We start from the raw sequence: 15,317 nt of genomic DNA, 5'->3' as shown, positions 1-15,317 counted from the left end.
CCTAGAATCTGATGTTGGAACAAACTATTTTTGCGAAAAACCCTTGACACTACCCGTCAATTTCAACGTTGCCATAAAGATTCTTGCATTCAATGACGAACGTGTGTTTGCGGGTCACCACCAGATAATCAATCTGGGCGGAAAGTCCGTTCTTCTCGATGTTCACATCGTGAGCAATCAGCATGTCCATGCCGCTGTTCTTCAGCTCGTAGGCAACCTGCCGTTCCCCAAACAAGCCCGCATCGGCAGCAACGATCTGACGGTCAATTTTATCCTTCAACTTACCGGAAGACTTGTCGGACAGGGCTCTCATCTTAGCGATGAAATCTTCTGCATCACTCCCCTCTTTCACCAGGACGGGACCAAAATATTTATTGAAAATCGTTTCTAGAATGGACATAGCTTTACTTATTATACATTTTCAAAAGCAAATGAGGAAATTATTTGGAGCTATTTCTATTCTAAATTGCAGCTAAGTCTTCTTTTACTCAACTCAGAATGTTGGATTAGTAATGATCGCAATTCGTGAAAGTATATTGCACGATTTAAACCTTCCTTCCGGAATACTCAGCATCCATTTCTTTTTCATATTTTTCCAGGATTTCCGAGTAAAATGAGGAATAGTCACTCTTTTTTGAAGGCGGAACAAAGAACACTTTCTTTTTTGCTCGTGTCATAGCCACATAATAGAGTCGCCGTTCTTCTGCATAAGGGAATTCTTCCGAAGTATCTAGGAACAACTGCATAATAGAAGCATCGCCAATATTGCTGGGGAATCCTTTACGACCATTCTTGTTGTTCAGAATGAATACATAATCCGCCTGAAGCCCTTTGGAAGCATGGACTGTCATAAATTTGATGTCCAAATCCTCTCGGCCACGAAGCGTAATCTTGCCTCCATCATGGATTTCTATTTCCTTGATGAAATTGGTCATAACGCGGATATCATCTTTATAACGCCCAAGGAATAATACAGAACTGCCCTTCGGCATTTCATTAAATCGCCAGTTCCACAGTCCAACCCCTAGCACATAATCTTGATTCTGGGACATCGTCTTTAAGGATTTTTTTACTTGAGTGGGATTTTTCATGACGAAGGAGCCACTTGCTTCAATAAGCCTCTGAGGGAATCTATAAGTGGTTTCAATCTTCCCCACATCCGTCTTGCCCCAGAACTGATCAAATTTCAAAATATAATTCACATCACTGCCTGCAAATCGGTAGATGCTCTGCCAATCATCTCCAACACAAAAAAGCTTATAATCCGATGAAGCCCGCAAAGCCTTCAGCAAATTGAATCGAGGTTTAGAAATATCTTGGTATTCGTCAACAATTACGAACTTATAAGGATTCTGGAATTTACCCTCGCGAATGACTTTCGCAGCATCATTTATCATATCATTGAAATCAATCATGTTCTTGGAGGCAAGCATTTCAAGATACGCTCCAAAAATCGGTTCAAAGAGATCAATGATATCGTTATTATTCTTTCGTTCCAAGACATTTGACAGCTGAGCATTCAAAGAACGAAGCTTTTCCAAGGTGAAGTTATTGGCCTTTGTGTGGTTAATCATTGTCGAAAACAACGAAGTAATGCATTTCATCACTTGACTGGAATCATGCTGATCCTGCAACAAAGCCCATAGTTCACAGCTTGGCATCGGCTTGAATTCGACGCCCATCTTTGCAAGACGATTCTTTAGGCACTCCAAAAGGTTACCCTCAAATTTTTCATAGGCAAAGCACTCCACCAGTTTCGTATTATTCAGCCTATGAGTCTGTCGTTTCCAAATCATGCTATCCATGTATGCCTGGCTAGCAGATTTACCGTCCCTTTCCTTGAACTTATCAGACACTCGCCCCTTCCTATTTATACCGAAATATTCAATATAGATATCATAGTCGGGTAAATAGAAATCCGGCTGATATTGCCTACGTTCAGCAGTAGCCGTTGGAAGCCTATAGGGTTCCTCGTATTGAAACTTCACCTGGTTTTGGAATAGGAAATTCGCGATATCCAGTTCACCGTAACTTTTGACCGCAATTCCATTCAAGGTCTTGGGAGGATTTTCTTTCGAAAATCGTTTGTAATCCTCTGGATTGTCGAAATCATCCCTACTTTTGGACTTCGTTGGATCAAATACCAGGTATTTAACCAGATGATCCGTATAATCCTTATCATTAAGCTTTTGGCGCAGCTGATCCATGACAAAGTTGGAAACATCCAGAAATACAGCCTTCTTTCCATCAACAGAGCCGAGAATCTTATTTCCCAGGGCATGAAATGTACTCGCCGTGATAGGCAAATCAATATTCGCCTTAATTTGCTCATTCATGTCCCTAGCCGATTTTTCAGTAAAAGACAGCAACAAAATATCTTCCGGCTGATAAAAACCCTTCTTCAGGAGATACTTGACCTTCCCTACGATAGTCGTTGTCTTTCCGGTTCCCGCGCCAGCCAGAATCAACTGGTTCGGGTATTCCTTGATAACAGCATCTATTTGCTGATTATCTAATGGATGGCCGTTTACGCCACCAATAACCTTTGGTGCCTCAGTCTTGCGATTTGAATATACCAACAGATTATGAATTTTCTTGCGTTCTTTGAGAGATGCTGTAACCTCAAAAAGTTCCTCCCACACCTTCTTATATTTTAAATAGTGAGGATTTTGCAGGAATTTGTCCGGAGTATATTTTTTAAGATTATCTAATGCTTCTTTATTCGATTTACGCCAATAAGCAAGATCTTCATGAGTACAATACCTGAAAGAATCGTTAAACATATCAAATACGCTGGATATGCAGATTTCAGCGAGTTCCGCTAGAGGTAAGCACCTTGTTTCCTCATATATTCTGAGATATGAGTCAATTGACGCTTCCATAGCTTTAAAGCTTGGGCATTTCTTAAGCTCTTTCTTTGATAAAACAAATATATCTTGCCAAAGAGGCTTATTAGATTCTAGCCAAGCCGTATAGACGTCGGCATTCTCCTTCAGACCCTTGCGTTCTTTTTCGGCTAATTCAATCCGTTCTATAATGCCACGACACAACTGCTCACGTTCTGCAGCGAGAGCATGACGTTTAGCAAAGAAATTACGGATGAAGGAGAACATATCAACCTTACTTCAATGAGATAACGGAATCATCTCCTAAACTACTTCGCAGTCTTTACAACGTAATCTAGCATCAGCGTGATATCCTGATACCACATCACTATACTTCCATCATGTTCGGCAACAAAAACGTAACCATTCTCATCATCTTTTCTTTTATATAAGATTCTGATTTCTTGATTCTGTTTATTTGTGTAATAGGCGTACTTAACAGCACCATCTGTTGATTCTGCATGATAGTGGATGTCGACTTTTTTATCGCAAGCAAGCAAATAAAGAACATAAGAATAAAGTTCTCTATTTATAGAGCTAGTTTGCATTTTAGTCAACAGTAAGATATCATCATTATTGTTTCTGCGAATAAAACGTTTTGGAATTTCAAAAATACTCTTGCCGTCTCTATCACTTGATTGACCGTGAAGACTATTTAAGATTCTAGCTTCCTTAACGAAATAAACCTTCCAACGTTCATTTTCATCAAAAGACTTACTACCAACGATAGCTTCAAGCTGAGGGATAATTTCTTTCTCTGAATCAACGCTGTCCATTAATTCTTTAAAGAACGATCTCTTATTGCCATTACGGTCCCTGAAGAGACGACCAAAACCATGGTCGCGATCACTATCCACCAGGAAACTTTGAATAGGTTTATTGGAAGGAAGCATATAGCTATCGGGACCACCATAGCAAAGTAACGCTCTTTTAAATAAAGAATTTTCCGCAATTTCAACCTTTTCGCCATTCTTATCAAAGAATAAATTGAACTTTTTATAGTATGATAAGAATTTGTCAAAACATTCCTGGTTAGACATTTCCTCGGACAGGATTTTGTTTAAAAGGCCATTTTCATTGATTTCCCAAATTCCTGAGAAATCAAATAGCATGCTGAGATTCCCTCCTAGGAATCCTTTTTCTGCTTCATATATTGCGTCACGCCATTCTTTACTATTCTTTATCAATTTTGACTTGATTGATTCTTCAACAACTTGTTCTGTGGTAAATGCAGTAAAACGATAAAGACCATGATCTTCTTTTTTCAATGATGCAAAGAATTCGTATATATCAAGAGTTTTACCAGCTTCAATCACTTGATATATACTTCGAGCCATCGCAAAGAATACGTCCATCTGCAAATTTAACGTTGGCTTTATTAAGTTATGGACAACTCGAAGTAATCTATTCAATTCAAACTCTTTATCGAAAGAACCATCAGGGTTCGAATATTTTAGCAGAAATTGGTATTCTGCAAAAAGAACAAGAATTTCCTCATTAGATTGTGCACGTTTTTCGTCTAAGGAGCCAATCAACCGCAAGAATGATTTTTTCTCATCTACATAAGAAATGCCAATTTCATTTACATTTGCAAAATGTATATCAGAAGTGGTCTTTTTTCTATAAACCAAAATATCAAGGAGGCGTTCTATTCTTTTGAAAGTTTCGCAAGATAGTACCGGTTTAGACGATTTTATAGGACCGATATCGGCAAAAGCATCTTTAAATAGTCTTGAAGTAAAACGAGCATCAGTTTCTTCAGTCAACGTTTTAAGTACATCGCGAATATTTTTTTGAGCGGATCTTACAGCCTCATCTTCCAGATTTACCACATAATCCATGAACATGGCAAATCGAAAAAATTTCATCATGTGAGCATCGTAATTCGTCTCAATGAATTCTTTACCTGTTACCGGATCTATACTTTTCTTACGAAATTCTGGATTCCAAAAGAATTCAGACCAAATTCCATTCACCTTACCCAAGAAAGAATCTCTTAAAGATTCACTATCTTGCACTAAAAAATTGCTAAGCTGAGCTTTAAAATTTTCAAAATGAGTGAGAGCCTTTCCGCGAGCGTTCATTTTAATATAAATGTTATCCGTCAAACCAATATCATTTATATTAAGATAAAGGAAGCGAATTGGAGCATCCTCGGATGTTAGCAAGTCGAATACGCCGTGCAAGTCATAACCTTTTTTTATTGTATTTTGTGCCTTTTCATGGATGGCATCAAGCATCACGAGCATAGACTTGATGGAAGAATCATTTTCAAAATCCGAAAAGAACCAGTAGTAGTTTCGGATTTCATCAGATATTTTAAATGTATCCGAAACATCATCTAACAACAAAACAACTTTTTCAACAAGGTTACTGCAGAACTTTCCGGTTACATGTCGAGTTTCATACTGGAAAAATCCCAATCTCTTCTTTACTTCTGAATCTGCAATTTTCTTTGAGTATTGTGCAAAATACCAATGCAGTAAAAAAAGCGTTGTTAATCGCTGCTGACCATCAATAGGAATAAATCTTTCTTCTTCAACATTCCCATAGATAAAGTTAATGTCCAGTATTTTTTTCGGATTAACAAGAGACTCAAAAATGTCATTTAAGAAATTATCTCTAATATGAGATGAAGTCTCATCCATTCGGCCTTGGGCATAATCTCTTTGAATTCTAGGTATATAGATGTTAAAGCCATCTGAGGTTTTATTGAGAATTTCCCAAAAACTTTTTTCCGTTGCTTCAGGCATGCAAATCATTTCTGCACTCATACTATAAAACCTCACTTAAATACTTAGAGATGCAATCAATCAAATCCTTTTTGTACGCATTTTTATCGTCCGAATGCCATCTTAGAAGATTTTTGGATCCAACAAAAGCCTTCATAAAGACTTTTTTTGTACAAAGAGGAATGAAAACATCCTTCATACTGTTTTCCAATATTGTTTGACGTTTTATCGGGAATACTGCATTTCTGTAAGAACGATTTGTTCCGGAATCTAGCAAAGTCAAATTTGCGATTGAATTATCTGTTCCCTCAAAATCTTCAAAATATTTAATCACAGCTTCATAAAGTTTTTTGAAATCATCCGCACCTGGTTGATTTTTATCCAAATAAAGTTTCTTTGATTCTATATCAGAAAGCAAAGTCGCAGCATTTCTGCCATCTTCTAAGCATATTTCATTTAATTCTGGTAAGACCTTTAAGTTTTTTAACCAAATAAGGCGATCATTATCTTCGGAGTCATTTCTACCATTGGTCGGCATACCATCAGCAACTGCGTTAATATGCTCTATGTCCCATGATATTTCTTCATCTTTGTATTTTTCAAATGGGAAACGTCCATTTTCCTTGCATAATTCAAGCCATGCAATATTGTACAAAAGCAAGACCTTCCTTACGCCATCCGAATTATCATAATCTAAAGATTCTACACAGGATTCAATGTCAGACTCGTCTGCTTTTTCATCACCAAAAATCAGTTGTTTTACTTCTGCAATAAGTTGTTGTTCGAAGTATCTTTTATGGCCAATACCTTGATCGTGTTCATTACGATATAGCTTAGAGAGTTTTAAAATGACATCAATATTGTCTGATTCAGCACAACAAACTATAAGTCCAATTTTGTGATACCAATGCACATTTTGGAACCAGTCCTTAAACATTCGATAATATTCACAGACTTCATCCCAAATGCATTTGACATATCCAACAGATTTATCCTTCTCCAAATAACGAACATAATTGCTGAATACATAGAAGGCGTATTTATCTTTATTCACACCTTCAAAGTCAACCGTAAATCGTTCTTCATTTGGATATTCCTCATCAGCATTTTTAAGGATGCGATCGTTTATATCTCTTGCCATCACCTGGAAAATAAAATCAATCCTTGTTGCATAACGATGTTCTCGATCGTTTACAAGAAAACTCCAGAATGATTTTTCCATCAATTTTGACTCTATTTCATCCCATTTTACAGAAATGTTCATTTGAGTTGATTCAAGATCTTTTGACAAATCTGCATTTTTTCGCAGTAAAAGAGCTTTAATTAATTCCGCATTGGTGAGCGGAATTTTACCCATATTTATTTTGGTAAAGACATCAATTTCCTTTTGTTGGTCACAGTTTAGAATCTCATACCAAATAACTTTTAAACCATTATCAAGAATCTTTTTAATTTCGTTTACATCACCGCGAATATGTACATCTTTATATAGGTTCTGAAAATAATCACATACGTATTTATAGGCATCGAGAATATAATGACAGTCTATATCACTCTCGTAATCCGACATGTTATCATCAACGGAAACCGCATCTCCGTAAGATTTCTCAAGCAATTCATTAAGACATGTTTCAAGACGTTCTTTTCCGTTATAATGCAATTCAAAAGGCATCACTTCAGGAGCAAATCGACTGGCTATAGCTCGGTAAAAAACGTAAATAAGGAATATCGTGGTTAGGCGCTGTTGTCCATCAATAACCTTATATGCTCCACCTTCATTTTTTGTAACAATTATGGGTTGAAGGCAATAAAATGATTTTTCGTCTTTCTTACAGTGGCTAAACTCACGAACATCTTCTAATAGATCTCGTACTTCTACTGGAGTCCATCTGTAACCACGCTGATAGGCGTCAATAAAGAATGACACATTCATTTCGCTTATATCAGCGATAGATTTAAGAGATACTTGAGTTTCGTTAATTACAGACATAAAGCCTCTTATTTGCTCGTAATAAACCACAGTGAATCTACCGACAAGGTATAGATTCAGCAAATTTTTTCAAAGTAAATTCTGTTTTGAAATCGAGGTGATTCCAATTACGCATAATCTTCAAAAAAATACCTATGTAAGCAAGTCTACAAACATCAATATCTACCTTTTTTTGAAGTTTTGCTGAGTGTGCAACCTCACAGCGAGCAGCATACAGAACTTTCAATTCTTCTCTTGCTTTCAATGTTTTTACAAAAGTAGTATGGGTCAAAAATTTTCTTATATGACGATACAAACGATCTGTATTTCCTTTTTCATATTTATCTACACATAGCGATTCTATCGCTATCGCCAAATTCAGTGCAGCATCTTCTTCTTTGAGTTGATATGAAAAACTTAAATGATAAAATTTTAAAGACTGAATTATTTTTTCACAAAAACTTTCTTCAAACAAGTTCAAAGATGCTTGCAAGCGTTTTTTCTTTAGAAAATCCATACACCGAATGACATCGGCATATGCATTGCGGCTAACAACAGACCACTTTGTAGCATACTCAAAATTTAATTCTGTTAAAGCGAATAATTCGTTAGCCCGAATGTTGAAGGGTACAGACATCAAATCAGATTTTTTTGCAGATAAATTTGTTAGAGATAGAAAATGCTTATAATCCCATGTTTCAAAATTATTTATTCTTGTAGACGAAATGATGTTACCACTTAATTTCTTTTTCATCAATGCAGAAATTAAAGTAAGTGTATAAACAGTCATTTTCAATTCAAATAGGATATACTTATAGCCATCGTACACACTACTTGGTTTTCTTAATATTGGTATGACGAGAATCGGATTATAGGCAATCCATTTGTAAACATCATTAAAACTGTATTGTTCAACATTTATATCAGAAATATTAAAATTCTTTAAATACGAATTTATAACGGTTTCTGTTTTTTTAAAACTATTTGTTTGTGGAAATAACGCACATTTCAAGTTTTTTTCATAAAAAAACTTCACTCGCTGTTTCTTCCAAAAGAACAGAAAATCGTCATTAACATAGCCCCAACCTCGTATCGGAAAAATGAGAAAATCCGGGGAACCACAATAAAACTTTGATAAAAAAGACGCAATGTTATTGTAAATATTATTTGAGGAGTGAAGAGGTGTGGCTCCTGCATTTTTCGTTAAGTAATCATAACAAAAATCGGCAATATAATTTAACGATATATAACACTGTTCCGAAACAAGGATCTTGGATACAGGATCAATTATTGTATCCAAACTATTCATAAAAGCAGTTTCTTTAGACGAATCCTTATTTTTACAAACAAAATCTTCTATAGAATCGTATTGAGAAAACAACTTTTGTTGTCCAACAAAAAAGCCAACAGCCTGTTTTATTTTTTTTACGATACGGACCTGATTAATCTTATTAATCGCATCAGAAATACTCACATTACACCTCGATTTGGCCGGTCATGAGGAGCGGGAGGAGGGCGTTGCGTTGGGTGGTCAAGGATTCGATTTGTTTGGAGTTTAACAATCGTTTTTGGAAGATTGGCGTAATTATACTATTAAATATTTCCAGAGTATCAAAATCTGGATAAACAACAAGTAAACTTTCAATATCAGATGGATTTATTGATGGGTATGAAGAAACACTATTCGCGGCAATCGTGCTCAAATACTGTATAGTACTTTCTTGAGATAAAAATGAATAAAGATAAAATGAAATATCCCCAACATTTTCTTTAGCATCAATAGTAACAAAACCCGTTGAAACTATTAAGTTAGAAGGAGGTTTTAATAAGATTCCAAAATGACGCTGTTCCGGACGAACCGTTGAGTACACAATAGTTCGATCTTTGACCTTTCGTTTCGCTCGACTTGGAGCATCCGCATATTTTTGAAAAGATACCTCTTCAATTGTATTTTCAAAAACGCCTGATGTTTCTAAATAAAGAATTTCATTAAATTCATTTTTTTTAGCAGTTGAACAATTTACATCAACCAAATCACCTAGTTTCTTCACTTCCCAATCTACAGGAATATTCCGATTAAGGACTTTATTGTAGACCTTTTCCTTCCCCGCGCATTGGAGGAAGGTGTAGTCGTAGATTGTCTTGGCGGTTTGTTCCAACACGCGATTCTGAGCACGAAGATTTTCAATGCGTCTATCAAAGTCAGAAAGCATATCACCGACTTTCTTTTGAACCTTCATACTCGGCAGCATGATTGGCATGTCTTCCATCGTAGATACAGCAAGTGTAAAGCGCATTCCACTTCCGGTTGCATTCAACTCGAAATATTTTTTGATGTAATCAGAGCTCATAAATGCATTCAGATACTTGCCATACACAATATCTTCATTTGGTTTCGCCAAGGCGCAATGGTAGCCAAGAACGACATCTTCAAAATCATCTGCAATGTAAGTAGAAATACCGATGTCATCACGAGTTTCACTATCCTTGGTAAAGGCGACAAAACCTTTCTTCAAAGAAAGCTTGTTTATATTACTATCGCTAGCCGATGCCACCATAAAAGAATCGTAGTCAGATTGCTTGATAGCCCAATTGTGGTAAACATCCGTAAAATTGCAAAGTCTTACAATTTTTTCACCCGGTTTCGTCTTTTTATCTACACTGCTGATCACAATTTCCGCAATATCAGCCAAACGATATTTTTTCATTTCCACAGCCATACAAATTCTCTATTGTTAAGTGTTAATCACTCAAAGGACACTTAAATTTTCATTCCTTTAAGGTTCTTGAGAATTTGATTGTCAAGTTCTAGTCCTTGGGCAGAAAGGGTTTCCAGTTCCTTGGCAAAGCCCTTTATCTTGGCCTTGAATTCCTCTGGCGTAATCTCTACGTATTCCACCTTGATATCAAAATATTGGCCAGCACTTAGACTGTAGCCTTTTTCCTTGATATCCTTGTAGCTTACGGCAACAGAAAAATTTTCTACATTTTTCTTTTTACGGAAGGTAGTTACAATCTTTTCGATTTCCTCAGGGCGTAAACGACGCTTCTGATTATTGCCTTCCTTGTATTCCTCGCCAAGTTTGCTGGCATCAATCAGAATAACCTTATCGGAGTCCTTCTTGAGAGATTTATCGAAGAACAATACGGAAACATTAGTAGGGGTGTTTGCAAACACATTGCCAGGCATGCTGACAACACCATTAATAATATGTTTATCCGTTAAGTGTTCAAGTATTTTATATTCAACACTCTTTTTCCCTTGTCCCTTTTTGGGCGGTTTACTTGTTAAAAAGCCTGTTGGAATAACAATAGCACCCTTGCCATCAGGTTTTATAGAGTTAATCACATGCTGAATAAAGCAAGTGTAAATGGCCATCTTGGGCTTGTTTGGGTCAATATTCTTCACCTTATTGGGAATACCAGCCCAAAAGCGAACACTGTCTGCTGCTAGGGTATCGGAATATTCAGGGAAGTCTAATTTGAACGGCGGATTACTTACCACAAAGTCAAACTTCTTGAGACAGCCATCTTTTTCAACATGGGCAGGCTCCAAAAGGGTGTTTCCCTGAACCACATTGGGCAAGCTACCTACCAAATTATTCAGAATCAAGTTCAATCGCAGCATTTCGCTGGACTTATCCGAAATATCCTGGCTGTAAATGGAACAACGGTCCTCGCCCACCTGGTGCGCAAGTGCCATAAGGAGCGTTCCAGTACCAGCACTGGGGTCATAACAGGTTGCACCCTTGTATTCAACTTCTGGATCCACCAAAAGCTGAGACATCACTTGTGCAATGGCTCGCGGGGTGAAGTATTCAGCATACTTGCCGCCACCGGCATTGTTGTAATCCTTAATCAAGTATTCAAAAATGCCGCTAAAGAAGTCGTACTTTTCATTGAAAACTTCTTCAAAGTTAAATTCGGCAATGTTCTTCACCAAAGCCTTGGCAAAAGCATCTCGCTTACCGATGTCAGTAACATAGGGGGTAACTGCAGCAAAAATATTCACCTTTGCCTTTCCCGATGTCACCACGGAGAACTGATCTTGATTGAAGGTTGCAATATCCACCAAAGTGGAATCCAGTAAAGCCGAGAAATCGCCCTGTGTAGAGGCGTTGTATAAATGGCTTAAAGTCTGATGAGGTTTGATTAAGGGAACTCCCCCACCCATGTAAGAGAATAAATCCTCCACCTCTTCATCAGTAAAGGAGTCGTATTCAACATCCCACTTTTCAGCTTTACTTAGACGCTTTTTGTATGGAGTCTTTTGATTCTTTGCTTCGAAGGCAAACTTATCATTAAAGAACTTGTAGAGAAATATCTCGGTGATAATCTTATACTCGTTACCACCATTTGCAAGACCGTATGCACCTGTAGTACTCTTAAGTGCGTCAATAAGTGCAATGGTTTTAGCTTTAAGTTCTTCGGTATTCATTTACACTCCATAACTATTATACTGATTGATATATTCATTAGAAATCAGATTGCTAATGAATTTTCGATCATCTAGACTTGCAATTAAATCAAGATCCATGAATTTGTGGCTTACACTGCCCAAAATATCCTTACGAAGTTTATCTTCGTTTTCGACGATGCCAGGATTCTTTTCAAAGAGATCGTCTGCAGAACTCTTGATTTCAATAAGGCTCTTCTGAATTTCAAATTCATCTTTAGAAAGCAAGGGTTTTTCTTTTTTGTCGCCTTGAATTCGCTTGGCATTTTCTTCAACAATTCGCTTGTGAACACGAACAAAACGTTCATCATCTTTGTAGTGAGCCTTTAACACACGATTCTTGCGATTGATTTCCTTGATTTTAGACATTACATCTTTCAAGTAGAAAATACTGTCTTCGGCTTCGGTCTTGTCCTTGGGAATGTAGCCGTGTTCTCTAAAGTATTTCTTGAATTCTTCGATAAGATTGACGAACTTGTCTTCCTTTTTATCGAAGTTTGCATCAAATTCAGCACGAACCTTTTCGGCTTCTTCCTTGAGACTATTAATGATAATCTTGAGCTCTTCTGAAATGCCCTTACGGAATTCAAAGTCAAGGCTATCAAGAATAGAATTGATCATGCCAGACACATCTTCACTATGGTCATTGCCTTCCTTGAAGTTAATAGTCGCAATGCGTCGATCTACTTCACGCAGCAAAACAGGAATGCCGCCAGGCAGCATGTTCTTGTACTTGTCCTGAAGTTCTTCGTTGCCACTAGAACGGATTCTATTGCCAAGGCCCTTAGCGTCTTCAAGGATTTTACGAAGATGGTACAACGGTTCCTTGTCATCAATTTCATCAATGACTTGACGGAATTCCTCATAATTTTCTGTAGGGAAATTCCACAAGAAGTTGGTCAATTCCTTAATCTGCTGCTTGACTTCTTCGGGATTTTCAATAATCACCAGACCAGGATTTGCAGGAATATCTTGATCAATGTCTTCCGTGGTTTTATTCAATTCTCGTAAGTAGCGGTCGTTGGTAGAATCAAAGTTTTCCTTGATATCTACAAAATCCACCACATAGCCATACTTGAAATCCTTGTACGGGCGGTTAACACGAGTCAAAGCCTGCAACAAATCATGACCATCAAGCTTACGGCCAAGATATAGTTTCTTCAAACGACTGGCATCAAAACCGGTAAGGAGCATTTTGTTAACAATCAAAAAGTCTGTTGTCATGTTCTTTTTGTAATCAACAATGTATTCTTTACGTTCCTTTTTGTCGCCTTCATCATGAAGGATCAACGACGCCTTCAAAGGCTTTTCAAAGAAAGAAGCGTTGTAATGCATCAGCTTATCAGCAGCCATGGTTGCAATTTCTTCTTTCTTTTTGTCAATAACGCTTACTGCAAAATCGTATCGTTCATTCCAAAGACTGTAAAGCTGACGAGCCTGTTCGTTGGTTTTGCAAACAATCATGGCTCCGATAGACTTATCTCCACATTCTACACGGAACGACGTAAAATCATCGATGATATAATCCAGCAATGCATTCAAATACTTCGGATGCTCAATGATGGTGTCTTTATCAATGTCGCTCTTTTTTACCTGAATCTGACTTGTCGAATTATGTTCAAGTTCATCAAGAATACCCTGCAAAGTCTCTTTGTAGTGGGTTTCTATAGGCTCACGCATTAACTTAAGGGTGTAACCATCGGCAATGGACTTGTCGTAATAGTACGTGTGAATATAATCGCCAAATACACGCCAGGATTCACGTTCTTCTCGAAGTAGTGGTGTGCCGGTAAGGGCGAGTTTAACAGCGTGCTTGTCCGCACTCAAAAGATTAGCCAGGAAAGCACCTTCGGGATTGTAGCCTCGATGAGCTTCATCAATAAAGAAAACTCTTTGCAATTTGGTATTGTAGCCTGCAGAGATATCTACTGGAGCTTTATCTTCGGCAAACTTCTGGATATTCACCACAGTGATTTCCAACTTGCCTTCGGCGCTCTTTACCAGCTCCGTATTCTTGATATCGGCCATAAGCTGGGCACGGTCTTCAACAGTCTGCACAACAAGACCTCGAGCCTGAAACTCTTCGCAGGCTTGTTCCATCAAGTCAATACGGTCCACAATGAAATAGAACTTTGCTGGAACAGACTTCTTTGCAAAATAATCCGTAAGACTCTTTACAGAGTAATATGCCAAAGCCGTTTTACCAGACCCCTGCGTATGCCAAATAATGCCGCTCTTTACACCTTCATCCAGTTTTTTACGGATTGCATAAGATGCGAAAAGCTGTTGATAACGCATGACGTGCTTTTCTAGAACCTTAATCTTTTCGCCATTTTCTTTTTCGATAGTCTTTTCCACATAGGCGAAGCCATAGCGAAGTAAGAACAAGAAACGTTCCCTACTCAGCAGCGAAGTCAGAATTCGGTTTGTAGGAGTAGTCACCTTGCAGTTTGTGACATACTCAGGATGGCACTTGAGAGAAAGGCAATTTCTATGCTTAAGAATCAGTTTTTCAGTATCTTCTGAAACATCTTGATATGGATACTTGGGTCCAAACTTTTCATCTTCTTCGCGGAATACATTGAAAAAAGCTTTTTCTTTGCCAATGCATGCATAAAATGCGCCCTGAACAGGAACTCGGTTGGTATTATCGTATTCCTGGTTGTTACTAAAAATCATCAACTGGGTGATGTTTAGAAAACGTCTAAAGCTTTTGTTAGGCAAGCGCTTTTGGTTAGTGCGATTTTGCTCAGCAACAACACCTTCTGCATTATTCGGCTTTTTTACCTCTATAAAAGCCAAGGGTAATCCATTCACAAAACAGGTGACATCAGGACGGAAACTGTCCCCTGTTTCCTGATTTTCGCAAGTAAGTTCTGTAGTGACAAGCCAACTATTATTTTCTGGATTTTCAAAGTCAATCAGCTTGATTCCTGAATTAGAAGAGAGAACTTGGTAAAATTCTCGACCAAGGTCGTCACTTCCAAGCTTACTCAAAGCAAACTTTGCAAAAATTTGAAGATCATGAGGCTTTTGATCCGGGTTCAAACGAGCAAGAGCCTTAAGGAATTCATCGGTAAGAACGTTATTATTCTTATCAAGTTTGCCTACTGGAGTTCCTTCGCCGTATTCAGCAAAATAAGTGTACCCCAAACGGCACAAATGGAGTGCCGCAGGAACCTGAACTCTAGTGCATTCGTTAAAACCAGCCATATTTACCTAACTCTAAAAAACATTCACCCAAGTGGGAATGTATTATATAGGCAATATAATTT

At 37.6% G+C, this 15,317-nt stretch carries 8 protein-coding genes; all 8 read right to left on the bottom strand.

The window, feature by feature from the left end; genetic code table 11:
- Window positions 1-49: 49 nt before the first annotated feature.
- The 8 genes from MJZ25_08370 to MJZ25_08335 all read right to left on the bottom strand — a co-directional run bounded on the left by MJZ25_08370 (window position 50) and on the right by MJZ25_08335 (window position 15,255).
- Window positions 50-400, bottom strand: coding sequence for an NERD domain-containing protein (locus MJZ25_08370; protein ID MCQ2124182.1), 351 nt, complete (start codon window positions 398-400; stop codon window positions 50-52).
- 145 nt (window positions 401-545) lie between these two features.
- Window positions 546-3,113: a UvrD-helicase domain-containing protein gene (locus MJZ25_08365; GenBank protein ID MCQ2124181.1), complete on the bottom strand. Its 2,568-nt coding sequence runs from the start codon at window positions 3,111-3,113 to the stop codon at window positions 546-548.
- 41 nt (window positions 3,114-3,154) lie between these two features.
- On the bottom strand, window positions 3,155-5,659 hold the full coding sequence (locus MJZ25_08360) for a DUF262 domain-containing protein (protein ID MCQ2124180.1): 2,505 nt from the start codon (window positions 5,657-5,659) through the stop codon (window positions 3,155-3,157).
- Between the two features lies 1 nt (window position 5,660).
- A complete protein-coding gene (locus MJZ25_08355) occupies window positions 5,661-7,607 on the bottom strand; it encodes a DUF262 domain-containing protein (protein ID MCQ2124179.1) in 1,947 nt (648 codons plus the stop codon).
- A 37-nt stretch (window positions 7,608-7,644) separates the two neighbouring features.
- Entirely contained in the window at window positions 7,645-9,060 is a 1,416-nt protein-coding gene (locus tag MJZ25_08350; protein ID MCQ2124178.1) for a HEPN domain-containing protein, read from the bottom strand.
- 1 nt (window position 9,061) lies between these two features.
- Entirely contained in the window at window positions 9,062-10,306 is a 1,245-nt protein-coding gene (locus MJZ25_08345; protein MCQ2124177.1) for a restriction endonuclease subunit S, read from the bottom strand.
- 41 nt (window positions 10,307-10,347) lie between these two features.
- Complete coding sequence (locus tag MJZ25_08340) at window positions 10,348-12,024, bottom strand: type I restriction-modification system subunit M (protein ID MCQ2124176.1); 1,677 nt, start codon at window positions 12,022-12,024, stop codon at window positions 10,348-10,350.
- Complete coding sequence (locus MJZ25_08335; GenBank protein ID MCQ2124175.1) at window positions 12,025-15,255, bottom strand: type I restriction endonuclease; 3,231 nt, start codon at window positions 15,253-15,255, stop codon at window positions 12,025-12,027.
- Window positions 15,256-15,317: the final 62 nt, after the last annotated feature.

It is taken from the genome of Fibrobacter sp., from assembly GCA_024399065.1.
GTDB lineage: Bacteria > Fibrobacterota > Fibrobacteria > Fibrobacterales > Fibrobacteraceae > Fibrobacter.
This window is presented reverse-complemented; position numbering and strand designations above follow the sequence as displayed.